Source organism: uncultured Oceanisphaera sp., from assembly GCF_947495715.1.
Taxonomy (GTDB): domain Bacteria; phylum Pseudomonadota; class Gammaproteobacteria; order Enterobacterales; family Aeromonadaceae; genus Oceanimonas; species Oceanimonas sediminis.
Genome location: NZ_CANLZU010000017.1, coordinates 1 through 24,596, shown reverse-complemented (window position 1 = coordinate 24,596; position 24,596 = coordinate 1). Strand labels below are relative to the sequence as shown.

Genomic DNA, 24,596 nt, shown 5'->3' with positions numbered 1-24,596 from the left:
ATCTGCATGGAAGCAAGGATGACACGGATTTCATTACCCTACCTCTGGTTCTGGTGTTTTGCCGCCTGGGCACTGGGCGGCATGCATTACTTCATGCACAACCCCGGCGGCTCCGGTTTCTACCTGCCGTTCAACATGGTGGGCTGGATCTTCATCTCGCTGATGACGGGGCTGGGGCTGTGGCAGATGACCCTCAACCGCAGCGTCAGTTACAGCCGCTTTCACCTCTGGTGCTGGCTGGTGCTGCTACTGCTGCTGGTGCCGCTGCTCTATCCCAACCGGGGCTTTGCCGATCATGCCCTGCCCCGGCTGGCGGGACTGGCCGGCGGTTTGCTGTTCTATTTTGCCCTGCTGCAGTGCCGCCTCAATGAAACGGCCCGCTACCGGCTGCTGTATCTGCTGCTGGCCGCCGTCAGCCTGGAAGCCCTGCTCGGCCTGGTGCAATATTATCTGCTGACGCCCGGCAACTGGATTGGCTACAACACCGAGACCAACCGCCCCTACGGTATCTTTCAGCAGCCCAATGTGATGGCCAGCTTCATGGCCACCGGTTTGATGCTGGCCTGTTACCTGGGGCTGGCCGATACTCGCCGCCTGCCGGCCGTGAGGCAGTTCTGGCTGGGCGCCGTGCTGGTTAGCGGTTCCCTGTTGCTGACGGTGCTGCAATCCCGGGTCGGCCTGCTCGGCGGCCTAGTGGGCCTCTTGCTGCTGCTGCCCTGGGCCTGGCAACAAAACCCGAAATACTGCCGGTGGGGGCTGGGACTGATCGGGCTGGGTATCGCTATCGGTCTGATATCGATGGCCCTGGTGGAAGGCGTACAGCGCGGCGCCGAAGTGTATACCGATCCCGGTATTCGCAAACAGATCTGGTTGCAAAGCCTGGCACTGATTGCCGAGCACCCCTGGTTCGGCGCAGGCTATGGCGACTTCGAGCGTCAGTTCATGGAGTTCTATCACGCCCAGCGGGAACAAATCCCCAACCTGCCCATGATACCGCCCAATCTGGATCACCCCCATAACGAACTGCTCTACTGGGGGGTGGAAGGCGGCCTACTGCCGGTACTGGCCATCGTTTCGGTGGCACTGGCCTTTGTGCGTCTGCTGTTCAAAGCGCCCTGGCGGCAGGCGCTGGCGCTGGCCGCCCTGGTCTGGCCCATCGCCCTGCACAGCCAGACCGAATACCCCTTCTATCACTCCCTGGCCCACTGGGTAACGCTGCTGGTGCTGCTGTACTGGATAGACACCCGGCTGGAAGCACAGCGCAGCCAGCCCTATCGCCTCTGGCTACTGGCCCGCTTTGCCGCCCTGCTGATCCCGGCACTGGTGGTGCCCTTCATGCTCACCGGGCTGCAGACCGCCCGAGTGGTCACCCAGTATGAACGCGGCGGTGGCAAGGAGCCCGAGCTGTTGCTGTCGGCCAGCAATCCCCTGGCCTGGCTGACCCGGCTGGAATTCAACGCCATGTCGCTGCGGTTGGCGGTAGGCTCGGCGCAACAAAATGCCGAAGAGCTGCAGGCCTATGTGGACTGGGGACGGCAGTTTGTACGCCATACTCCCAGAGCCAACATTTACTACAACATGGCGCTGGCCCTGAACCGGCTGGATAGACCGCAGGAAGCGGAGCAGTTACTGCAGCAGGCCCGCTATTACTATCCGAGTGATGCTTCACTTCAGCAGGATAATATCAGCCAGGCACTGCAGACCCTGAGTCAGGGCCGCAGCAGCCAGGCCGACCACACGGCCATGGTCACCCACCCCGAGGAGCCTTGAGCCCGGCTCTGTTGCCTCATCTTGAACTCCGAGTTACCCGTCGGCGGCGCCAGCAGGCGACTCGGAAGCATCAAGGAGGACAAAGGGATCTGCCCCGCCGACCTTCTGTTTCAGGGATGAAACAGAGAGCGTACATGGATGTATCCACAGCGAGTCGGCGGAGCGGGCCCTTTGGCTGCATACAACGCCTGCACCTAAAAGTCAGTCGCTCACTTATTCTGCGCTACATTCATCGCGCCGTCGGCACGAAACGAACCCGAAACATGCGGGGCCAGTGCTTGCCGGTGAGATAAAACTCGTTACTCTGGGGATCATGAGCGATGCCGTTGAGCACCGCCTCGGGATCCGCCGGGCGGCCGCTCAGGGCCAGCAAGGGGCTGGCGTCAATGTCGGCATCGACTCGCCCGTTGTGCTTGTCGATTCTGACGATGCGCTGCTCCTTCCAGATGTTGGCGTAAATGTAGTCACCGACACAGGCCAGATCGTTAAGCCGATCCCGAGGCCAGTCTTGCTGCATCACGGTCACGCTGAACTGGTGTGAAAAATCCACCGGATCACGTCGGTACAGGGTGGCACTGCCGTCACTCATCCACAGCGACTCGCCATCGAAGCACAAGCCCCAGCCCTCGCCGCCGTATTGATGCGCCTGCACCAGCGTCAGCGTATCCAGGTCATATACCAGCGCCAGCCCTTCTTTCCAGGTCAGCTGAATCAAGCGGTTACCGACCCGCTCCAGCCCTTCGCCGAAATAACCGGGATCCAGCGCCAGCCGTTGCACCACCTCGCCGCTTTCCGGATCCACCTTGCGCAGACTGGATCGACCATAGAGACCGGTACTTTCATACAGGTAACCATCATGCAGCAAGAGCCCCTGGGTAAAGGCATCGGGCTCATGGGGCAGGGTTGCCACCACCTTCAGCGCCCAGCGTTCCACGACGGTCTCTTTCGCCTCAACAGGCAGCCAGCATCCACAGAGAAACAAGAGTCCCCGGGCCCACTTTATATCACCGAAAATAACGCCTCCTTGCCACCTCGATTGCTCGCGAAGGCGTAACGCCTTCGAATCCTTGTCGGTTGCGAGAGCCCTTCTGAAACCGTGTTCATGTCTGTTGTTGTCGCAATCCGAATTCGGCTCAAAGGGAACCAGACCCTTGCCGGGCAAGGGATCCGCTGAAAAGCATTCAATAATGCAACCGGACAAGAGAGAAACGCCCTTGCTATTACCGTGATTTAAATGGAAATTCAGGGCCAACACTCGGTCTATACTTGTGGCGGAAGATAACATGGTTCGGCGCCTGATATGGTGTATTAGCGCCCGGAACGAATCCATATTGTTACCCACACACTTGCAGGAGCACAACAATGAAAAGACTCTTCCGGATACTTAATCCCTTACTGATCCTCTCTCTGATGATGGGCACCATGCCGCTGGCGGTTCAGGCCCAGCCAAGTCAGCTGGTATCGACCCAGAGCGCGCTGAATGCGGTACAGGTCGACGCCGAACGCGAGCGTATCGGTCACCTGCTGGCCCGTGCAGACGTGCGCGAACAGCTGGTCAACCACGGTGTTGAGCTAAACGAGGTCGAGGCCCGGGTCGCCGCCCTGTCGGATCGGGAAGTGCAGCAGATGGCCGAACAGCTGGATAACATGCCCGCCGGGGCCAACGGGGTGGTCGGCGCCCTGCTCACCGTCTTTATCATACTGCTGGTCACCGATCTGCTGGGCCTGACCCACGTCTTCCCCTTCACCCGCTGATGTCTTTGTTAGCGCAGCCGCAGGCGCTCCCTCGCCGCTTGCAAAACGTCCGCCTGGCGGGCGTTTTGCCATTATTGATGCTGATGTTGACGGCGATATTGACGGCGCTGCTTAGCGGCTGTGCCGCCACGCCCCAACTGTCATCGAACGCCGGAAGCCGACTGCCGGATAAGGCCTATGTCAGCGGCGTGCCCTTTCACAGTCAGCGAGACTACCAGTGCGGCCCGGCCTCGCTGGCCATGGCGCTTAATGCCAGCGGTATAAAGGTGAGTGTGGATCAACTCATTCCCCAGGTATTCGTGCCCGGACGCGAAGGCAGTGTACAGCCGGAAATGATGGCCACGGTGCGCCGTCACCGGCGCATCAGCTATCCATTGGACGGCAGCTTCGATGCTCTTCTGTCGGAAGTGAACGCCGGGCACCCGGTGGTGGTGTTGCAGAATCTGTCGCTGCCGCTGTTACCCATGTGGCATTACGCGGTTGTCATCGGTTACGACCGGGAGCGGGAGCAGCTGATACTGCACAGCGGCGAACAATCGCGCCAGGTGACCGACATGAGCCGCTTCGATGCTACCTGGGCGCGCAGTGGCCGCTGGGCCATGGTGGCACTACCGCCGGGGCAGTTGCCACATAGCATCACCTCGCAGCAGGCCACCGACAGCATCGCCGACTTTGAAGCCACCGCCGGAGCCGAGGCCGCCCTGCCCGCCTGGCAGGCACTGATCGCACGCTGGCCCGGCTACGCCATGGGCTGGTTCGCCCTGGGCAATGCGCTGCATGCCAGCGATGAACCACAGGCCGCGGCCGATGCCTTCGTGAAGGCCACCGAACAGGACCCCGCACTGGCGGTCGCCTGGCTCAATCTCGGGCTGACTCAACAAGGCCTGGGCCAACAACAGCAGGCGATCGCCAGCCTGCAACAGGCGGCAGCCCTCCCAGGCCAATGGCAGGCCCAGGCTGAAAAAGCGTTGGCAGAAATGTGATACTAACCCCACCAAAAAATGGCTCAGTGCTCAAGCAGAGGCAGCAGGGATTACTCAGCCAGCAGATTTGTGACCAAGAGACAGCCTCATATCAATTTGAATAAAGATCTGATCATTTTTAAACCCGAGCTCAGAGGCAACACAGCCGCCTCCCTAGACACGCCATAAACCCATCCCTGGGGGCTCGGAAATGCCATCCATGGCATTTCACGGTCATGGGAGGCGATCTCTGCTGCCTCTTCTCGAGCACCGAGTTGTCTGTGGACGGCGCTAACAGGCAACGCCGGTGCATCAAGGAGGACAAAGGGATCTGCTCAGCCGACCATCTGCGCCACGGATGGCGCGGCTGAGCCTCCAGGGAAGGATTCACGGCGAGTCGGCGGAGCGGGCCCTTTGTTCGACTTTTATACAAAAATGAAATAGATCATTTGTTTAGTGGGATTGGTATCACACCTTACCCTTCACGGTTTTTACATTACTGAATGGGATCATCCGTGGTCAGCATCGTCACCAGCCGGCGGCGTGTCACCAGCCCCAGCCCCCGACGGCCAACCGGCAGCAAAAAGCCGGCGGTTTCTTCCTGCTGCAGCGTCTTGAGCGCCGTCAGCAGCGAGGCATCTTCGGTCAACTCAATCAGCCGTAAACGATCACTCAGCAAGGGTGCCAGTGCCTGGTGCAGGGGCTGCTCTTGCTTTTGCTCCCGCCAGATTAGACCGACTTTCGCAAATGCTTCTCCCTCAATCAGGTAGCGATACTCTCCCTGGCGAACCACGACCCAGGGCAGCTTCTGTTCGAGCACCGCATCCAGATGATGGGCATCCTGCTCGGTATCAAACCCGGAAAAATCAAAACGAGCCAGCTCGGACAGATAACGCTGGGCCAGGGCGGTGCGCAGCGGATGAGTTTGCAGCAGGCGGCCCCGCTCCTTGAGCAGGGTCAGCAGCAGCGACGGCTGCCGAAAGCCATGCTGGCAGACCAGATTGGCTGTAAGCACCACCGTCATCGCCGGAAACATGGCCTCGGCGCTGAGCGACAGCTCCAGTACCGTGGCTAGCGCCGCCAGGGGCGCATGCAGTACGGCCCCCATCATGGCCGCCATGCCCAGCAGGGCATAGAGGCCCGGCTCGGAAGTGCCCGGCACCAGGGCGCCCGCCACGCCACCGGCACAGACCCCCAGCATCAGCATGGGGGCTATCTGACCACCCGGCACCCCCAGACCGATGGCGGCGGCCGTGGCAATCAACTTGGCACCCAGAATCAACAACAAGAGCAGCCAGGGCAACTGATGGCTCAGGGTGGCATTGATGGTGTCATAGCCCGAGCCGAGAATCTGCGGAACAAACAGCGCCAGCCCGCCGGTGATTACGCCGGCCAGCAACAACCTGAGCGCCCGGCTCTTGAGCGGAAAACGAAGAAACAGCCGAACCAGATAATGAAACAGCACCGCCACCAATCCTATCCAGAGTCCGGTGAGCAGCAGGCCGGGAATATCACCATAGCCCGCCAGTGACAATCGGACCGGCTGCAACACCGAGTGAGACCCGATCAGCACGCCGCTAAAGGCCGAGGCGCTGATGGCGGCGGCGATAATGGGAGCAAACCCCAGCAGGCTGTACTCCATCAACACCACTTCCATCGCGAACAGCACCCCGGCCAGGGGTGTATTGAAGGCGGCGGAAATGGCCGCCGCCGTACCGCAGCCAATCAGCAACCGCTGCTGACTCGGGGGCCGGCTCGTATATTGCCCCAGCAGGCTGCCGATACCGGCGCCCATGTGCACCGCCGGCCCTTCGCGGCCGACGCTGTGACCGGTACCGAGTGCGATCAGCGCCGCCATGAACTGAAAGGCGGTATTGGCCGCCGGCAGCTGGCCGCGACCAAACTGCAGCCGCTCCAGCACATAGGCCAGTCCGACTGTCTGGCCCGACACCGGGGTCAGGCGGTAAAGCAGGATCAGCAACAGACTGCCCAGCACCGGCAGCCCCAACCGCCACCAGGGCGACAGAGATTCGAAATCTTCCAGGTTGGCACCGTTCAGCCAGCCCAGAGTCAGATTCAGCAGACTCAGAAAACCGAACATCACCAGACCGGCAGCGACCCCGATTACCCCGCCCATCAGCACCAGCGGCAGCAGGCTGTGCGAGGGGCCGGCAAAAAACCGGTGAAATCGGCTGGTTGTCGGCTTCATCGGTTATTGCCGCCCTGTGACCAGCAGCCAGTCGAGCAACTCCCGCGCCAGCCGTTCATGGGCCACCCCAAACGCCGCCACTACCGCCGAGACCTCTGCATCCTGCGCTATGACACTGGCCTCGAAGCGTCGGCTGGCCAGCAGGGTGCGCCGGTTCGAGGCCAGCAGCCGGGCATCGAAGCGTATAACCACCACGGGACTACCCTGACGGTATTCGCTTTGAAAGGCGCGCAACACGCCCCCCAGCTCCATATCGGCTGGCAAGTTGTCATCGTCGCTGCCCACGTGACGAAGACGGCCATCCTGCTGAAACGCCTCGATCAACTGATCCCGCCACAATACCGGCACCGGCGACATCCAGCGCACGCCCTGATAAGCGCCGAGCTGATTGCCTTGAGGCACCACCAGGATACGGTTACCGGCCAGCAGGCCGCTGGCCTCGGGCCGGGTGATGCGTAGCGTCAGATCCACCTTCTCCGCCGGGCTCGGTACCGGAACGGGGGGCGGCAGACGATAGAAGGTGACCGGCGGGGATGCCGGCAGCAGGCTGCAGCCACTCAGCAGCAGCATGACCGGCAACAGGAAAGACCAGCGTCGTATCGCCATCATGGTTGAAACTCCTTAATGTCTTCACCACCCAGCAGAAAATCGGCCGGATTCTGCTCCAGCTTGCGGGCTACCTCGCCCAGAGTTGCCAGTGTGCGGCGCAACTCCTTCAGGGTCGGTTCCAGCTCGGCCATACTCTGCAACCCCGAGCCCAGCGCCTGCTGGTTATCGGCCAGCAGGCGATCGAGGTTACGACTGAATCGATCGAGAGACGCCAGGCTGCGATCCGCATTGGCGAGCAGACGATCGCCCCTTCCTTCGAGCCGATCCTCAAGCTGGCCGAGCAGGCGGGAAGCCTGGCTCATGGTGATCTTCATCTGCCGGCTGGCCTCGGCCAGATCCGCCACTCCCTGGCCAAGTTCGTCTTTCCGCTCGGCAATCACGCCGGTGGCTTGATCCAGATTGGCCAGCACGCGGCCGAGATGCCGGCTGTTTTCCGCCGAGAACAACTGATTGGCGTTATCGATCAGCGACTTGATGCCGACCAGCAGCTCTTCGCTGTTCACCCGCAGGCGAGCGATGGGGGAAGGATCGGCCAGGATCACCGGTATGGCATCGCCTTCTGCCTGCAACGCCGGACTGGCGGGAGAGCCTTCACTCAGCTGAATGTTGGCGGCGCCGGTAATATTGGCCAGCGCCAGCCGGGCTCGGGTGTCGGATTTGACCGGCGTCTGCCGGGCGATGCGTACCCGGGCCAGAACCCGACGCGGATCCTGGGGATCCAGAGACAGATTTTCTACCTCTCCCACTCGAATGCCGCTGTACTCCACCGCACTGCCCACCGTCAGCCCGCTGACCGGCTCCCGAAACACGATATCGTACAGCCGGAAGTCCTGCTGGCTGCCGGCTCTGGCCAGCCAGAGCGCGAACAACAGCACACCGGCGGCGACCATCAGGGTAAAAAAGCCAATCAGCACATGATGTGCACGGGTTTCCATTGCTTACTCCTTGAAGGCGGCGTCGACCGCCTGACTCGCGGCCCGGCCGCGGGGGCCATGAAAGTAATCCTGTATCCAGGCATCATCGGTGGCGGCCACCACCGCCAGCCGGTCAGCGACCAGAACTCGCTTGCGTGACAACACCGCTACCCGATCACAACAGGCATAAAGGGTATCCAGATCGTGCGTGACCAGAAACACCGTCAGATTGAGCGCATCGCGCAGCGTCAACAGTAACCGATCGAAGGCCGCCGCCGCGATGGGATCCAGGCCGGCGGTGGGCTCGTCGAGAAACAACACATCCGGATCCAGCGCCAGCGCCCGGGCCAGCGCCGCCCGCTTGATCATGCCGCCGGACAATTCGGACGGATACAGGGCCGCCGCCTTGGCCGGCAAGCCCACCAGCGCCAGCTTGACCGACGCCAGATAAGCCGCATCGGCGCGCGACAACCCCGTCTGCTCGATCAACGCCAGTGCGATATTCTCGGCGACCGTCAGCGAAGAAAACAAGGCGCCCTTTTGAAACAGCACCCCCATGCGTCGCTCCAGCCGCACCCGCTCCTGCTCCGGCAAGGCCAGCAGATTCTGGCCCAGTAACCGCACCTCACCACCACTGGGCCGGCGCAGACCCACAATGGATCGCAGCAGTACCGACTTGCCGGTGCCGGATCCACCGACCACCCCGAGGATCTCGCCCCGGTAAACGTCCAGATCCAGCCCTTGGTGCACCGCATGCGTGCCGAATCGATTGTCGAGCCCCCGCACCTGAATCACCACGTCGCCGGTTTGCCTCACCAGTCCATCTCCATCAAAAAAAGTGCGGCAATCGCATCCAGCAATATCACCACGAAGATCGACTGCACCACGCTGGAGGTAGTGTGCTCGCCCACCGACTGGGCGCTGCCGCCGACCTTGAATCCTTCCAGGCAGCCAATCAGTGCAATCAGCAGGGCAAACAGCGGCGCCTTGCCCATGCCTACCAGAAAATGCCGCACCGGCACCTGTTGCACTATCGCCAGATACTGGGCCAGAGAAATATCGAGTGACAGCAACGACACCATGGCGCCGCCGACCATGCCCGAGAGCATGGCGATAAAGGTCAGCAACGGCAAGGTCAGCACCAGCGCCAGCAGCCGCGGCAGCACCAGCAGCTCGATGGGATCCAGTCCCTGGGTGCGCAATGCGTCCAGCTCTTCATTCACCTTCATCGAACCGAGCTGGGCGGTAAAGGCACTGGCGGTACGGCCGGCCAGCAGAATAGCGGTCAGCAGCACCCCGAATTCGCGCAGAAAAGAATAGGCCACCAGATCGACCGTATAGATGGTGGCGCCGAAGTTCGCCAGCACGGTGGCGCCGAGAAACGCCACCACGGCGCCCACCAGAAAGGTGAGCAAGGCGACGATGGGCACCGCATTGAGGCCGCACTGATGCATTTGCGCCACCAGGGCGGTGAGCCGCCAGCGCCGCGGACGGACTATCGACACCACCAGGGTACTCAGAGTCAGGCCCATGAAACCAAGCAACATGATCAGCTGCTGCCAGCCACTCAGCATCCGCTCACCCAGCCGGGCCAGGCCGTCGCTCCAGCGAGAGACGGTGGGCGGCAAAGCTTCCTGGCCGGCCATGGCACTCGCCACCGCAAGCAACAGTGCCCGGCGCTCGGCAGACAGCCCTGTGGCATCCGGCAACATGCGGCACAGGGCGTCCGCACCCAGCAACTTCACCAGCAGGGCAGCACCGGCGGTGTCCAGCTCGGTAAGGCCCGAGGCGTCCAGACACACCACCGGCACTGCCGGCGACGCCACAGTACGCACCAGTTGTGCATACTGCGCCAGGATCCAGGATCCCTGCAGGCAGGCACAGGGCTGGTCGCCGGTGGTCACGGTCAGTGCTGCGCTCGTTCCGCTCATGCTGTTCGGCCCCGTTCGACAATAAACTCATATGAGCCTACCATTGTCTGCCATTGCCCCCATCACCACAACAAGTACCCGGCTTTATGCTAGGATTTCAGGATCGCGCGATATTTATCTTCGTGCCGGAGTCCTCATCATGACCATAGAACAACAATGACAGCAACGCAGCGGCAGCCGTTGTGAGCTGTGCGGTGCCACCGAGCATATCGAAGGCAAGGTCAACGGCCTGCATATCGTGCTGGCCGCCCGATTCCTGAAGAAATCCCACCCCTGAGTCTCCGAGGAGTCATCCATGTACAAGCTGGTATTTTTCGTACCCGAATCTCATCTTGAACCGGTCAAGGCGGCGGTGTTCGCCACCGGTGCCGGCAAAATAGGCGACTACGACCGGTGCTGCTTCGAAACCCGCGGCAACGGCCAGTTTCGGCCCCAGACCGGCGCCAACCCCTTCATCGGCGAGACCGGCGCCCTGGAGCGGGTAGCAGAGGTGCGGGTCGAGCTGGTGTGCGAGGATCAGCTGATCCGCGCCGCCGTAACGGCCCTGCGCCAGGCTCACCCTTATGAAGAGCCCGCCTTCGACGCCTGGCCACTGAGCGAATTTTAACGCCACCGCCGACGACAAGAGGGATACAATCAGGGTATCCCCTCGTCACTTCGGAGTCTGCCATGTCGAACCACTGCACCCTGCCAAGCCCACTGGGCTTGCTCTTCATCTGCGCCACCCCCGATGCCATCACAGAGCTGCGCTTCAGCGACGAGACCGGTAACACCGAGCAGAACATGGCGCCCGCCACCCCCTTGCTGCAATCCGCCTGCCGACAATTGACGGAATATTTCGACGGCCAGCGTCACCACTTCGAACTGCCACTGGCGCCCAAAGGCACACCATTTCAGCAGGCCGTCTGGCAAGCCTTGCAAACCATTCCCCACGGCGAACACCGCAGCTACAAAGACATGGCCCTGCTGATCGGCAACCCCAATGCGATGCGGGCCGTCGGGCTGGCCAATGGTCGCAATCCCATTGCCATTATCATTCCCTGTCACCGGGTCATCGGCGCCAGCGGCAAGCTGGTCGGTTATGCCGGAGGACTCGCACGCAAGTCCTGGCTGCTGCAACACGAAGCGGCTTCAGGCAACGACTAGCGAAAAACACCAGCCACCGTGTGCGAGATCTCTCAAAGCCACGCAGGCAGAAGCGCTTTATGATCACGCCATTGGCCGACTATTAAATATTTTCCCCTATTTATCATTTAGTTAAAAATGATCGAGAATTCGACAGTCAAGATGCCTTCAGTTTTTTGAATTGAGCAGAGAGCGAATCGGGCTACTATGTTTACAGCAGGAAGCGCAGAGCCGGTCAGGAAGACAGGCTGCCAGGACAGGCAAGGAACCCCGCAGGATGCGGCGATGGATACCTCCAGGATGGAGACGAGCGTCAGATCAGGATGATTTGCGGTCAGGAAGACAAAGGACAGCCCGATGGATCGGGAAAGGGAACGCCATAAAGGATAAGGCACGTCAGGGATTGCAGGGAGCAAACCGGTTTACGGACAAGCCAACAAGACGACCCAAAAAGGGGCAACATGATGTTGCCCCTTTTTCCTATGTCAAAAATACAATGAAGAGAAGTGATACCAATCAGATTAAATATCTGATCAAATATTCAGTCGAAGCGTCAGAGGCGACAGAGCCGACTCCCACGACACGCTACGAGTACATCCATGTAAGCTCGGAAATGCCATCCCTGGCATTTCACGGTCGTGAGAGGCGTTCTCTGTGGCCTCTTTCTGAACACCGAGTTGCCCGCAGACGGCGCCAACAGGAGACTCTGCAGCATCAGGAGGACAAAGGGATCTGCTCCGCCGACCATCACATGACAGGGACGTCATGTGCTGAGCGTCACAGGGATGTGCTCGAAGCGGGTCGCCGGAGCGGACCCTTTGTCCGACGTTTACACAGAAATGAAATAGATCATTTGTTTATTCAAATTGGTATGAGGCGTTACTTTTTTCCTCTCCCCTTCACTCTTCATGCGGTTAACTCCCCGTCGTCTTCACTACCAGACAGTCCATGCCCTGACGCGAGAGCCGCTGGCAGGCACTCTTCGCCTGATCCTTGTGCATGCCCACCAGCCGGGCTCTGAACAGGGTGCGATTGCTGATGTTCACCTCGTTGACCGCCACCTGGATAACATCGATATTGTCCAGCCGACGGGCCGCATCGGATGCTCTATCCCTCGCCTGCTCCGGTACCCGGAAAGAACCAATCTGCACCGCCCAGCCCAGGTCACCGACAGGCAAGGCCTGTTGTACCGACAAGGTCTGCTTTACCGGCAGGGTTGCCCGTTGCAATACCGCCGGCGGGCGTGTGGCGGGCTCTTTCCTGACCACCTGACGCACGGGTTCGGTGCTGACCAGCAGCTTGCTGCCGGCCGGGGCCGCCTTACCCGATGCCTTGGCAAACCGAGTGGCCTGCTCGAAGCCACTATCCAGCAGTTTCGCCATCTGGGCGTCTCGGGACTGGGCGGTATTTCCGCCCATCACCACGCCAATCAGGCGCCGTTCGCCCCGCACGGCAGAGGTGGCCACATTAAAGCCCGATGCCCGAATATACCCGGTTTTCATGCCATCGACTCCCGCATAGTTTTTTACCATGCGGTTGTGGCTGTGATAGGTCTTGCCCCGGTAGCTGAAAGAGGGCGTGGAAAAATAATGATAGTGCTGGGGAAAGTCCTTCATCAACCGCAGCGAGAGTATGGCCAGATCCCGGGCGGTAGAGGCCTGGGCATTGTCCGGCAGACCGGAGGCATTACGAAAACGGGTGGCGGTCATCTTCATCGACCTGGCCTTGGCGGTCATGATGCGGGCAAACTCGCTTTCGGTGCCGCCCAGGGCTTCCGCTACCACCACAGCCGCGTCATTGGCGGAACGTACCACCAGCGCCGGAATGGCGTCTCGTACCCGCAGCCGCTCTCCTTTTTTCAGCGAAATATTGGTCTGCGGCATGGAGGCGGCGTGAGCCGATACCGGCATGGCGGTATCGAGCCGCATCAGCCCCTTGTCCATGGCTTCGAACAGCAGATACAGCGTCATCATCTTGGTCAGCGAGGCCGGATAGCGAGCCGCATCGGCGCTGGAGGCATGCAGTACCTCGCCGCTGTCCGCATCCAGCACGATGGCGGCATAGCGCGGGTTGGCCTGCGCCTGACTCAAGGAGGCCAGCAACAGCATGACCGCCAGGAGCAAGCATCCTGTTTTTCCGGTGTGTCTTACAACAAACATGGAAGGCTCCTCCCAGTGGTGAAATAAAGTCGGCAGAAGCTACGTCATCGCCCGAAGACTGTCCAGCCTTTCCAGCGGGGCCACAACCAAAAACGCATGGTGATCGCCGGCATTGCTCTCCCTGTTACTACCAGCATACACCCCGCACGCCAGCTGACGCCCCCAATGCTTAAATAAAAAGGCGCCCTTGGCGCCTTCTTGTTTTGGGGAAAGACACTGCATAACGCGTCTTTACCCCCTAGTTACGTGGCTGAAATCAGGCACTCAGATTGGGTGCCAGCCATTTTTCGGCATCGATCCGCGTCATGCCCTTGCGCGCAGCGTAGTCCAGCAGTTGATCCTCCTGGATCTGCGCTATCGCAAAGTAGCGGGTATCGGGGTAGGAGAAATAAAAGCCCGAGACCGCCGCTCCCGGCCACATGGCGTAGGATTCGGTCAACTGCATGCCAATGCGCGACTCCACATCCAGCAGCTGCCAGAGTGTGCCCTTTTCGGTGTGCTCGGGACAGGCCGGGTAACCCGGAGCCGGCCGAATGCCGCTGTATTTTTCCCGAATCAGCTCGTCGTTGCCGAGATTCTCGTCGGCGGCATAGCCCCAGTATTCACGGCGTACCAGCAGGTGCATGTATTCGGCAAAGGCTTCCGCCAGGCGATCGGCCACGGCGCTGGCCATGATGGCGTTGTAATCGTCTTCCGCCTCTTTATAGCGACGGACGATGTCATCCTCACCGATGCCGCCGGTTACCGCAAAGCCGCCCACATAGTCCGGCTTGGTGCCCTTGGGCGCCACATAGTCGGCCAGACAGTAGTTGGGAAATCCGTCTTTCTTCTCGGTCTGCTGGCGCAGGAAACGCAGCGTGTGCAGCACTTCGGTACGGGACTCATCGGTGTAGATTTCCACATCATCTTCCACGCTGTTGGCCGGGAACAGTCCCAGCACACCGGAACAGCGCAGCTCCCCCTCGGCTTCCAGCTTGTCCAGCAGGTCGTTGGCATCACGAAACAGCTTCTTGGCCTCTTCGCCCACCACCTCGTCTTCCAGAATACGCGGATACTTGCCCGCCAGCGACCAGGTCAGGAAGAAGGGGGTCCAGTCGATGTACTCGCGCAGTACCGAGATGGGTACTTCATGCAACTCGTGAATTCCCGGTTTGGCCGGTACCGGCGGCGTGTAGGCCTGCCAGTCGATGGCCACCTTGTTGGCGCGAGCCTCGGCCAGGGTCACCGGCTTGGTGCGCGGCTTCTTGCGCGCATGCTGATCGCGCACCACCTCGTATTCCTTGTTCAGCCGGTCGACGAAGGCCGGCTTGTGCTCGCGACTCAGCAGGGTTTGCACCACGCCCACCGCGCGGGAGGCATTGGACACATAGACCACCGGCTCGTCGTAGTTCTGCTCGATCTTGACCGCCGTATGCGCCTTGGAGGTGGTGGCACCGCCGATCAGCAGCGGTATGGTGAAGCCCTGACGCTGCATTTCCTTGGCCACATTCACCATTTCATCCAGCGAGGGGGTGATCAGACCGGACAGACCTATCATGTCGGCATTGGTTTCCCGCGCCGTCTTCAGGATCTGCTCGCAGGACACCATGACCCCCAGATCCACCACCTCGAAGTTGTTGCACTGCAATACCACGCCGACGATATTCTTGCCGATGTCGTGCACATCGCCCTTGACCGTGGCCATGACGACCTTGCCATTGGTCTGGCCGACTTCCTTGCTGGCCTCGATAAAGGGGTTCAGATAGGCGACCGCCCGCTTCATTACCCGGGCCGACTTGACCACCTGGGGCAGGAACATCTTGCCCTCGCCGAACAGATCGCCGACCACGTTCATGCCGTCCATCAGCGGGCCTTCAATCACGTCCAGCGGCCGTACCGCCTGCGCCCGGGATTCTTCGGTATCCTCTTCGATAAAGTCGGTCAGCCCCTTGACCAGGGAATGGGCCAACCGCTCGTTGACCGGCCAGCTGCGCCATTCCAGATCGCGCGGATCCGCCGCCTGGGCGCCACTGCCACGATAACGCTCGGCGATCTCGAGCAGCGCCTCGGTGGCACCGTCGTTTTCGTTAAGCACCACGGCGATGACCTTTTCCTTCAGCTCGGGCTCTATGTCTTCGTAAATCGCCAGCTGACCGGCGTTGACGATGCCCATGTCCATGCCGTTCTTGATCGCATGGTAGAGGAACACCGCATGTATGGCCTCGCGCACCACATCGTTGCCGCGAAACGAAAACGAGACGTTGGACACGCCGCCGGAAATCATGGCGTGCGGCAGATTATCCTTGATGTCCTTCACCGCCTCGATGAAGTCGACAGCATAGTTGTTGTGTTCTTCAATGCCGGTGGCCACGGCAAAAATATTGGGGTCGAAGATGATGTCTTCCGGCGGAAAGCCCACCTGATCCACCAGAATGCGGTAGGCGCGCTCGCAGATCTCGAACTTGCGCTCGCGGGTATCGGCCTGGCCGACTTCGTCGAACGCCATCACGATCACCGCCGCCCCATAGCGGCGCACCAGCCTGGCCTGCTCGATAAACTTCTCTTCCCCTTCCTTCATGGAAATGGAGTTGACGATGCCCTTGCCTTGAATGCATTTCAGGCCGGCCTCGATCACCTCCCACTTGGAGGAGTCGATCATGATCGGCACCCGGGAAATATCCGGCTCGCCGGCAATCAGGTTGAGGAAGCGGGTCATGCAGGCCACCGCATCCAGCATGCCTTCATCCATGTTGATGTCGATGATCTGGGCGCCGCTTTCTACCTGCTGCAGCGCCACTTCCAGCGCCTCGTCGTATTTCTCTTCCTTGATCAGCCGCTTGAAACGGGCCGAGCCGGTGACGTTGGTGCGCTCACCGACGTTGACGAACATGCTGTCGGCCGTAATCTGCACCGGCTCCAGGCCGGACAGCCGGCAGGCTACCGGCAGCTCCGGCAGCACGCGCGGCTTGATACCCGCTACCGCCTCGGCCATGGCCCGAATATGCTCGGGAGTAGAGCCACAGCAACCGCCTACCAGGTTGAGGAAGCCGCTTTCGGCCCACTCGCGAATATGCTCGGCCATCTCAAAGGCTTCCAGATCATATTCACCGAAGGCGTTGGGCAGACCGGCATTGGGGTGAGCGGATACATAGGTTTCGCTGATACGGGACAGTTCGGCCACGTACTGGCGCAACTCGTCCGGCCCCAGGGCGCAGTTCAGGCCGAAGGAAATAGGCTTGGCATGACGCAGGGAATGATAGAAGGCTTCGGTGGTCTGGCCGGTCAGGGTACGACCGGAGGCGTCGGTAATGGTGCCGGAGATCATCACCGGCAGTCGAATATTCTGCCGCTCGAACAGGCCTTCGATGGCAAACACCGCCGCCTTGGCGTTGAGGGTGTCGAAAATGGTTTCGATCATCAGCAGATCGGCGCCGCCGTCGATCAATGCCTGGGTCGACTCGGTATAAGCCTCGACCAGTTGATCGAAGGTGATATTGCGGTAACCGGCATCGTTCACATCCGGCGAAATGGAGGCGGTTCTGTTGGTCGGCCCCAGCACCCCGGCCACGAAGCGCGGCTTGTGGGGCTCTTTCGCGGTCCACTCATCGGCTACCTGGCGGGCCAGTCGCGCCGCTTCACGATTGATTTCCACCGCCAGCGATTCCATGTCGTAATCCGCCATGGCGATACTGGTGGCGTTGAAGGTATTGGTTTCGATGATATCGGCGCCGGCGGCAAAATAGTCGCTGTGGATCCGGGCGATGATTTCGGGCTGGCTCAATACCAGCAGGTCGTTGTTACCTTTCAAGTCGGATGGCCAGTCGGCGAAGCGTTCGCCTCGATAGGCGGCCTCGTCCAGTCGATGTGACTGGATCATGGTGCCCATGCCCCCATCGATAATCAAAATACGTTCGGCGAGCGCCTGTTCGAGCTGGGAAAAAACGGGGGATCTGGACACTGATAACTCCTGTTACAACTAGATTCCTGAAAGCAGCAACCATGCTATCACAAAATACCAAGCTGGAAATCCAGCCATCTACAAGGCTGATGAATGGCAAGGGGTCATATTGGCACGTAAAATGCGTAAATTAACCGCATTTTAGCTAGTGAAAATGTGTGCTGTTAAGGCACACTATGCACCACCGGCAAAGACCGGCCAACCAAGCTTGCAAATAAAATAAAAACTCTACGGAAGTGCCTTTATGAGCGTCTATTACACTCTGTGTTTATTGGCGGCCATGGCGATCACCATCGCCTTCGTCAATCAATACATCATGAAAATCCAGACCACCATTGCCATTACCTTTGGCGCCCTGCTTATTTCCATCTTGATGTTAATACTGGGAAAAACCACCTGGCCCGAACTACAGCTACATGCCATTGCCACCCTGGAGACCGTCGATTTCGGCGAATTTCTGCTGCAGGGTATTCTCGGCTTTCTGCTGTTTGCCGGTGGCCTGGGCATTAACCTGCCGGCCATGAAAAGCCAGAAATGGGAGATTTCGGTCTTGGTCATCGTGGGCGTGCTGATTTCAACCCTGGTGGTCGCTACCGGCCTGTGGCTGCTGGCTTATATTGCCGCCATCCCACTGCCTTTTATCTACTGCCTGCTGTTCGGGGCGCTGATCTCGCCCACCGACCCCATCGCCGTGCTGGCCATCGTCAAGAAGCTGGGCGCCCCCGAGCAGATTGCGATTCAGATCGAAGGCGAGTCGCTGTTCAACGATGGCATCGGCCTGGTGATCTTCCTGACCATTTTTGCGGTCGCCTTCAACGGCACCGAGGCGACCTTCGGCTCGGTCATGACGCTGTTCACCCACGAAGCCGTTGGCGGCATCGTATTCGGCGCCCTGCTGGGCCTGATGTCTCACCTGATGATCAGCGCCACCGACGATGGCTCCATGGAGCTGTTGATGACGCTGTGCATTCCCACCGCCGGTTTTGCGCTGGCCAACGTGCTGGGCGTGTCCGGCGCCCTGGCCATGGTGGTTTCCGGTATCATGATCGGCAACTGGACCCGCTACACCGGCTTTTCGGAACAGAGCTCGAAATACCTGGATCAGTTCTGGCATCTGCTGGACGAGTTTCTGAACGCCCTGCTGTTCCTGCTGATTGGCCTGGCCATGTTGCTGGTGCAATTCCATTGGCAAGCCTGGATTCTGGTGCTGTGCGGTATTCCGCTGGTGCTGGCCGGCCGCTTCGTCAGCGTCGCCCTGCCCTATGTCGCCTTTCGCCGCTTTCGCAGCTACAACAAATACTCGATACGCATCCTCACCTGGGGCGGACTGCGCGGCGGCCTGTCACTGGCGATGGCCTTGTCCATTCCCACCGGCATCAAACTCGGTAGCGACGGTCAGGTGGAACTGCGGGATCTGGTGCTGATGATGACCTACGCCATAGTGCTGTTTTCCATCATAGTGCAGGGCATGAGTATCACCCCGATGATCAACAAGGCCAAGGCAGCGGAAAAAGCCGGCTTTCCTATCGAGTAAATAGTTCCGTGAGGGGTGAGGCGCAAAGCGTGAGGGGGAAAGGTTGAGTGTGAGGCTTTACTCCCTCACTCCTCACCATTTACCCCTCACGGGATTTTAGTCTCGCGTAAGCGACTCGCCGGTGGCACTCAGGGTACGCAGATCATACGGGGTCAGCTGGTAAACGTGATAATTCAGCCAGTTGGCAAACAACAGATGACCATGGCTGCGCCAGGTGGCCCTGGGGGGATTATCGGCATTATTGTCGGGATAATAATTTTCCGGCATTCGGGGCTCTATCCCTACCTCCAGATCCCGCAGGTATTCGGCATGCAGGGTATCGGCATTGTATTCCGGGTGCCCGGTCACGAATACCTGGCGTCCGTCCGGGCTGGCCGCCAGATAGACGCCGGCCTTGTCCGACGCGGCCAGTATTTTCAGATCTGTCTTTTGCCGTAACAGCTCCACCGGAAAATCCGCATAACGGGAATGAGGCGCCAGAAACACGTCGTCAAAGCCGCGCACCAGAGGCTCGTACTGGGCCAGGTTCTGGTGCTCGTAGACACCGGACAGTTTTTCCAGGCGGGTACGCTTGTCCAGCCCGTACAGAATCTTCAGACCGGCCTGGGCGGCCCAGCACAAAAACAGCGTGGAGGTAACATGGCTTTTGGCCCACGCCACTATCTGCTCTATCTTGTCCCAGTAGATCACATCGCAGAAATCGGTCAGCCCGAGCGGCGCGCCGGTGATGATAAGTCCGTCGTAGAACTGATCCTGCACCTGTTCGAAGTCGTGGTAGAAGTGTTCCAGGTGCGATTGCGGCGTATTCTTCGAAGGCCGGTCGTCGATACGCAGCAGGTCCACACCAATCTGCAACGGCGAGTTGGACAGCATGCGTAACAACTGGTTTTCGGTTTCAATTTTCTTCGGCATCAGATTAAGCAGCAGCACCCGCATCGGGCGGATTTCCTGATTGACCGCCCGGGTTTCCGTCATCACGAAGATATTTTCCTGAGTCAGGACATTGGCCGCTGGCAGGCGATCCGGAATTCTGATGGGCATTTGCTCACTCCATGTACAGCATCGGTAAGAAAGTCTAGACATCTAGAAATCTACAACAAAGCAGCGGCTCTTGTCATCCTCGGCGTGTGCCATTCGCCCAAGATACGTTAAAATCCCGGCAACGCCCTTCAAGGATAAGCATATGAAACCCGTGATTGAACTGGTGAGCACCGGTGATGAAGTGCTGACCGGACTGATAACCGACACCAACGCCGGCTGGTTGTCGCAGCTGCTGCTGGAACAAGGCTGGCAGGTACGCCGCCGCTTTACCGTGGGCGACGACAAGGCCGACCTGGTCGAGCTGTTCGTACAACGCAGTCACCAGGCCGATCTGGTGATCGTCAACGGTGGCCTTGGCCCCACCTCGGACGACATCAGCGCCGAAGCCATGGCCGAAGCCGCCGGTGTGCCCCTTGAGCTTAACCAGCACTGGCTCGAGGTAATGCAGCAAAAATACGCCAGCCGCAATCGCGCCATGCCCCAGAGCAACAGCAAGCAGGCCATGCTGCCACAGGGTGCCGAGCTGGTGGACAATCCGGTGGGCACCGCCTGCGGTTTTGCGGTCAAACTCAACCGCGCCACCTTTTTCTTTACCCCGGGCGTGCCATCCGAGCTGAAAAAAATGATGACCGACGAGATTCTGCCGCGATTACGTCGGCAGCTGGGCCAGAATGGTCATAGCCAGGTACGTCGTTTCTTTTCATTCGGGTTGTCCGAATCCGGCCTGAGCGACCGGCTTGATCATCTGCCATGGCCGGCTGGCATTACCCTCGGCTACCGGGCCAATTCGCCGACCATAGAGCTCAAGCTGATTATCGAAACCGAAGACGCCGCCGCCATTGCCACCGCCGAAGCACTGCTGCTGGCCGAAGTGGGCACTCACCTGGTGGCGCGGGACGAGATGAACTTTACCGCCAGCCTGGGGCCGCTGTTACTGAACAGGGATTTGATGATTTTCGAGGATGCCAGCGGCGGTCGCCTGACCGATACCATCAGCACCATCACGCCCGAATTCGAAGGTCACTACCTGGCTGGCCTGCCCGACAGCGCCGAAGATCTGGCCCTCTGGCTGGCACGATCGGCCCGCCCGCTGACCCTGGCCATCGGTGCCGAAGGCCCGCAGGGCATTCCTATTGCCCTCAAGACCGAACAAGGCTGCCAGGTACAAACCCTGCAAATGCACTTTCGGGAGCCCCTGAATCGGCGCCGCCTATTGGCCTTTGCCGCCTTCGATATGTTGCGACGTCACCTGCTCGGTGAAGCCGTGATGATCGACTACGATATTCTGCCCTGCAGCGAGCGGTTTACGCTGCCTGCATAAACAAAAGGGCACCATTCGGTGCCCTTTCTATTATCCAGCGCTGACAATCACACCGTCATTTTCAGACCAGCTGTGCCGCCAGCTCTCGCTGTCTGGCCTTCAGTGCTTCGATATCCAGACCACAGACGGTACCGTCGGTCACCCGCCAGCGCCCGGCCACCATCATGCGATCGGCTCGTTGGGCACCGCACAAAACCAGCGCCGCCAGCGGATCACCGGCACCGGCAAACTGAATATCATCCAGCCGGAACAAGGCCAGATCCGCCTGTTTGCCAACGGCGATATCACCGACATCATCACGCCCCAGACAACGGGCAGAGCCATTAGTGGCCCAGTCCAGTACCTTCTGATGGGTAATTTTTTCGGCGCCGTAACGCAATCGTTGCAACAGCAGCGCCTGCCGTACTTCGGTCATCATGTTGGAGCCATCATTGGAGGCGGAGCCATCCACGCCGATACCGACGGGGCAGCCGGCGGCCTCCAGATCCAGCGTCGGACATTGCCCCGAAGCCAGCAGCATGTTGGAAGAGGGACAATGGGCAATGCCCACTCCCGCCTGACCCAGACGGCCGATTTCCTGCTCGTTGAAATGAATGCCGTGAGCCAGCCAGACCCGATTGCTGAGCCAGCCCACCGACTCCAGATAATCCACCGGCCTCATGCCGAACATCTTCTGGCAGAAGGCGGTTTCATCGTGGGTTTCCGCCAGATGGGTATGCAACTGAACCCGGTGTTTTTCTGCCAGCTCGGCGGACATTTTCATCAGTTCGGTACTGACCGAAAACGGCGAACAAGGCGCCAGTGCCACTCGGATCATGGCCCCGTCGGTGTGGTCATGATAACGCCGAATCAGCCGTTCGCTGTCGGCCATGATCACGTCTTCACTTTGTACCGTCGACTGCGGCGGCAAACCGCCCTGTTCCTTGCCAAGACTCATGGAGCCGCGGGTCAGGTGCACCCTAACGCCCAGCTGCTGCGCCTGCGCTACCTGAATATCGATGGCATCTTCCAGCCCCCGGGGAAACAGATAATGATGGTCACTGGCGGTACTGCATCCCGACAGCAGCAACTCGGCCAGAGCAATCTGGGTCGAGACTTCCAGCATTTCCGGCCGTAGTTTAGCCCATACCGGGTACAGTGACGTCAGCCAGGAAAACAGCGCCTTGTTCAGTGCCACCGGGTGGGCGCGGGTAAGCGTTTGATAAAAATGATGATGAGCGTTGATCAGGCCTGGCAGCAGCACATGCTGACTGGCGTCAAACACCTCATCTACCGGTGTTTGGGGAGTTTGCCCCGCAGGCACCAGTTCGGTGATCCGGTTTTCGGTAATCACCACACCACCGGCATAAGCCGGGCTCAGGGTAGCGAGGGGGTGTTTTATCCAGAGTGTGTTGGGGTTTTGCATCAGACTTTCGACTCCCTTTAAACATGAAAGTTAGCATCCCCCGGATGTAAAAAGCCCTGACACACAATCCGGGAAGGTGTGCCAGGGGTTCAGCCTTTTCAGGCACCTAGAAGGAAGTAAGTATTAACCTACTTCACCTAATTTTTTTTTTGCATCATCAGCTTCGGCGGCCACAGTAACGTCGGCTTCGCTTTCTTCGGCAACCTTGTGTTCGGGCAGAATCAGGCTCAGAGTGATGGCCGTAATAGCGCCCATGGCGACCGGTGATTTCAAAATGTTTTCCAGCATGTCGGGCAGCGCCTGTAGTACAGCAGGTACGGTAGAAACACCGATACCCATGCCGACAGAGATGGCTACTATCATCATGTTGCGACGGTCCAGGTTAGCCTGGGACAGCACACGAATTCCGGCTACCGCCACGGTCCCGAACATGATCAGGGTAGCCCCACCCAGTACCGGCTTGGGCATCTGCTGCAGCACACCACCGATGATGGGGAACAGACCCATGAGGAACAGAATGGCGGCAACATAGATACCGACGAAACGACTGGCCACACCGGTCAGAGCGATAACACCGTTGTTCTGACTAAAGGTAGTGGACGGCATGCTGTTGAAGGTGGCGGCAATCATGGAGTTGATACCATCGCCCAGTACGCCACCGCGGATACGGTTCAGATACACGGGGCCTGATACCGGTTCACGAGAAATGGTCGAGTTGGCAGTCAGGTCACCGGTGGTTTCCATGGCACTTACGCAGAACAGAATGGCCAATGGAATGAAGGCGGCAAGGTCAAACTGGAAACCGAACTTGAACGGTACCGGAACGGATATCACCGGCAGGCTGGCAATATGAGAGAAATCAAGGCGTCCCATGAAGAAGGCCGCAAGCATGCCCAGCACCAGACCAATAACCACGGCAGCCAGACGCACCATAGGGTTCTTTGAACGGTTGAGTAACACAACGCTAACCAGCACTATCCCGGCCAGCATCAGATTATCGAGGGAACCGAAATTTTCGGCACCGAAACCACCACCGATATCGGTCATCGCCACCTTGATCAGCGGAATACCGATAAGGATGATGATGGTACCCGTCACCACAGGGGTAATTATTTTCTGTAGCTTGTGAATGAAACGACTCAGGAATATTTCGATAAAGGCGGCACAGAAGCTGACCCCAAAAATGGTCGCCAGAATATCTTCCGGGGTGCCACCCTTGCCCTTGACGATCATGCCTGCAGACAACACCGCCGTCAGGAAGGCAAAGCTGGTTCCCTGCAGACACAGCATACCGGCACCGACAGGACCGATACGACGGCACTGAATGAAAGTACCCACACCCGAGACCATCAACGCCATACTGATGAGATAGGGTACATGCTCGCCCAGTCCCAATACGCCACCTACGATCAGGGTGGGGGTAATCACCCCCACCAGACTGGCCAGAACATGCTGCAATGCGGCAAAAGAAGAAGGCCAGAAGCCCGGTTTATCATGCAATGAATACAGCAAGTCGTGATTCTTGCTCGGTGCTGTTTTTACATCTTGTTGGGTCATAACAGATCCCTTTGTTAATTGTTGCCAATGTGCAGACATACTCTGACCGCTGTTGTATTGGCCAACATCCTTGTACAGACGTTTGGCACTGCCCTCCATTCTCCACTGCAAAGCGTAGGCTAAGTGAGGAGACAACTAGATAATACCGCAAATAAAACACAGGTGTTATTAAAATGTATCCTCCTTGTATACAAAAATAACCTTAATGTGATCTACATCTACAGAGAAGCGTTCACAAAATGAAGAAAATACATAAGATATCAACCTGTTATACTTTCATCACGATGGCGGCGTGAGGCGTGAGGCGTGAGGCGTGAGGCGTGAGGCGTGAGGCGTGAGGCGTGAGGCGTGAGGCGTGAGGCGTGAG

General features: G+C 59.2%; 19 protein-coding genes. 7 read left to right on the top strand and 12 right to left on the bottom strand.

Translation table 11 applies throughout. The annotated features are described in order from the left end of the window. Positions 1-18: 18 nt before the first annotated feature. Positions 19-1,770 (top strand): PglL family O-oligosaccharyltransferase, encoded by a 1,752-nt coding sequence (locus tag Q0753_RS11650; RefSeq protein ID WP_298720933.1) that lies wholly within the window; start codon positions 19-21, stop codon positions 1,768-1,770. A 229-nt stretch (positions 1,771-1,999) separates the two neighbouring features. On the opposite strand, the gene Q0753_RS11645 is transcribed toward Q0753_RS11650, so the two are convergent. Further along, positions 2,000-3,055 carry a glutaminyl-peptide cyclotransferase gene (locus tag Q0753_RS11645; RefSeq protein ID WP_298720929.1) on the bottom strand — a complete coding sequence of 352 codons (1,056 nt, stop codon included), beginning with the start codon at positions 3,053-3,055 and terminating at the stop codon, positions 2,000-2,002. A gap of 77 nt (positions 3,056-3,132) precedes the next feature. Between Q0753_RS11645 and Q0753_RS11640 the strand changes: the two genes are divergently transcribed. Both Q0753_RS11640 and Q0753_RS11635 read left to right on the top strand, forming a co-directional pair. Continuing rightward, positions 3,133-3,525: a PA2779 family protein gene (locus Q0753_RS11640; RefSeq protein ID WP_298720925.1), complete on the top strand. Its 393-nt coding sequence runs from the start codon at positions 3,133-3,135 to the stop codon at positions 3,523-3,525. A gap of 65 nt (positions 3,526-3,590) precedes the next feature. Beyond that, positions 3,591-4,508 carry a PA2778 family cysteine peptidase gene (locus Q0753_RS11635; protein ID WP_298720922.1) on the top strand — a complete coding sequence of 306 codons (918 nt, stop codon included), beginning with the start codon at positions 3,591-3,593 and terminating at the stop codon, positions 4,506-4,508. A gap of 475 nt (positions 4,509-4,983) precedes the next feature. Here the strand turns inward: Q0753_RS11635 and Q0753_RS11630 are convergent, their stop codons facing one another. From Q0753_RS11630 to Q0753_RS11605, 6 genes are all read right to left on the bottom strand, one after another. Continuing rightward, the gene (locus tag Q0753_RS11630) at positions 4,984-6,696 is read right to left on the bottom strand and encodes a chloride channel protein (protein ID WP_298720919.1); all 1,713 of its coding nucleotides are present in this window, start codon (positions 6,694-6,696) and stop codon (positions 4,984-4,986) included. A 3-nt stretch (positions 6,697-6,699) separates the two neighbouring features. Then, positions 6,700-7,305, bottom strand: a complete 606-nt coding sequence (locus Q0753_RS11625; RefSeq protein WP_298720916.1) for an ABC-type transport auxiliary lipoprotein family protein — start codon at positions 7,303-7,305, stop codon at positions 6,700-6,702. Further along, positions 7,302-8,240 (bottom strand): MlaD family protein, encoded by a 939-nt coding sequence (locus tag Q0753_RS11620; RefSeq protein ID WP_298720913.1) that lies wholly within the window; start codon positions 8,238-8,240, stop codon positions 7,302-7,304. The genes Q0753_RS11625 and Q0753_RS11620 overlap by 4 nt, the downstream gene beginning before the upstream one ends. A gap of 3 nt (positions 8,241-8,243) precedes the next feature. After that, on the bottom strand, positions 8,244-9,035 hold the full coding sequence (locus Q0753_RS11615; RefSeq protein ID WP_367179504.1) for an ABC transporter ATP-binding protein: 792 nt from the start codon (positions 9,033-9,035) through the stop codon (positions 8,244-8,246). Beyond that, positions 9,032-10,150 (bottom strand): ABC transporter permease, encoded by a 1,119-nt coding sequence (locus Q0753_RS11610; RefSeq protein WP_298720910.1) that lies wholly within the window; start codon positions 10,148-10,150, stop codon positions 9,032-9,034. The genes Q0753_RS11615 and Q0753_RS11610 overlap by 4 nt, the downstream gene beginning before the upstream one ends. 97 nt (positions 10,151-10,247) lie before the next feature. Continuing rightward, a complete protein-coding gene (locus tag Q0753_RS11605) occupies positions 10,248-10,421 on the bottom strand; it encodes a hypothetical protein (protein WP_298720907.1) in 174 nt (57 codons plus the stop codon). A 24-nt stretch (positions 10,422-10,445) separates the two neighbouring features. On the opposite strand from Q0753_RS11605, the gene Q0753_RS11600 reads away from it, so the two are divergent. Together Q0753_RS11600 and Q0753_RS11595 are read left to right on the top strand one after the other, a co-directional pair. Further along, positions 10,446-10,757, top strand: a complete 312-nt coding sequence (locus Q0753_RS11600; protein WP_298720904.1) for a YqfO family protein — start codon at positions 10,446-10,448, stop codon at positions 10,755-10,757. Between the two features lie 62 nt (positions 10,758-10,819). Then, complete coding sequence (locus Q0753_RS11595; protein WP_298720901.1) at positions 10,820-11,296, top strand: methylated-DNA--[protein]-cysteine S-methyltransferase; 477 nt, start codon at positions 10,820-10,822, stop codon at positions 11,294-11,296. 893 nt (positions 11,297-12,189) lie between these two features. On the opposite strand, the gene Q0753_RS11590 is transcribed toward Q0753_RS11595, so the two are convergent. Further along, positions 12,190-13,434, bottom strand: coding sequence for a D-alanyl-D-alanine carboxypeptidase (locus tag Q0753_RS11590; RefSeq protein WP_298720898.1), 1,245 nt, complete (start codon positions 13,432-13,434; stop codon positions 12,190-12,192). Between the two features lie 256 nt (positions 13,435-13,690). After that, positions 13,691-17,371 (bottom strand): methionine synthase, encoded by a 3,681-nt coding sequence (gene metH / locus Q0753_RS11585; RefSeq protein WP_298720895.1) that lies wholly within the window; start codon positions 17,369-17,371, stop codon positions 13,691-13,693. Between the two features lie 244 nt (positions 17,372-17,615). On the opposite strand from metH, the gene Q0753_RS11580 reads away from it, so the two are divergent. Then, positions 17,616-18,905 carry a sodium:proton antiporter gene (locus tag Q0753_RS11580; protein ID WP_298720892.1) on the top strand — a complete coding sequence of 430 codons (1,290 nt, stop codon included), beginning with the start codon at positions 17,616-17,618 and terminating at the stop codon, positions 18,903-18,905. Between the two features lie 96 nt (positions 18,906-19,001). On the opposite strand, the gene metA is transcribed toward Q0753_RS11580, so the two are convergent. Then, positions 19,002-19,946: a homoserine O-succinyltransferase gene (gene metA / locus Q0753_RS11575; RefSeq protein ID WP_298720888.1), complete on the bottom strand. Its 945-nt coding sequence runs from the start codon at positions 19,944-19,946 to the stop codon at positions 19,002-19,004. 142 nt (positions 19,947-20,088) lie between these two features. On the opposite strand from metA, the gene Q0753_RS11570 reads away from it, so the two are divergent. Continuing rightward, the gene (locus Q0753_RS11570; protein ID WP_298720885.1) at positions 20,089-21,267 is read left to right on the top strand and encodes a CinA family nicotinamide mononucleotide deamidase-related protein; all 1,179 of its coding nucleotides are present in this window, start codon (positions 20,089-20,091) and stop codon (positions 21,265-21,267) included. A gap of 61 nt (positions 21,268-21,328) precedes the next feature. Here the strand turns inward: Q0753_RS11570 and Q0753_RS11565 are convergent, their stop codons facing one another. Both Q0753_RS11565 and Q0753_RS11560 read right to left on the bottom strand, forming a co-directional pair. Then, positions 21,329-22,672, bottom strand: a complete 1,344-nt coding sequence (locus tag Q0753_RS11565) for an 8-oxoguanine deaminase (protein ID WP_298720883.1) — start codon at positions 22,670-22,672, stop codon at positions 21,329-21,331. A gap of 123 nt (positions 22,673-22,795) precedes the next feature. Beyond that, positions 22,796-24,229 (bottom strand): nucleobase:cation symporter-2 family protein, encoded by a 1,434-nt coding sequence (locus Q0753_RS11560; RefSeq protein ID WP_298720880.1) that lies wholly within the window; start codon positions 24,227-24,229, stop codon positions 22,796-22,798. Positions 24,230-24,596 lie beyond the last annotated feature (367 nt).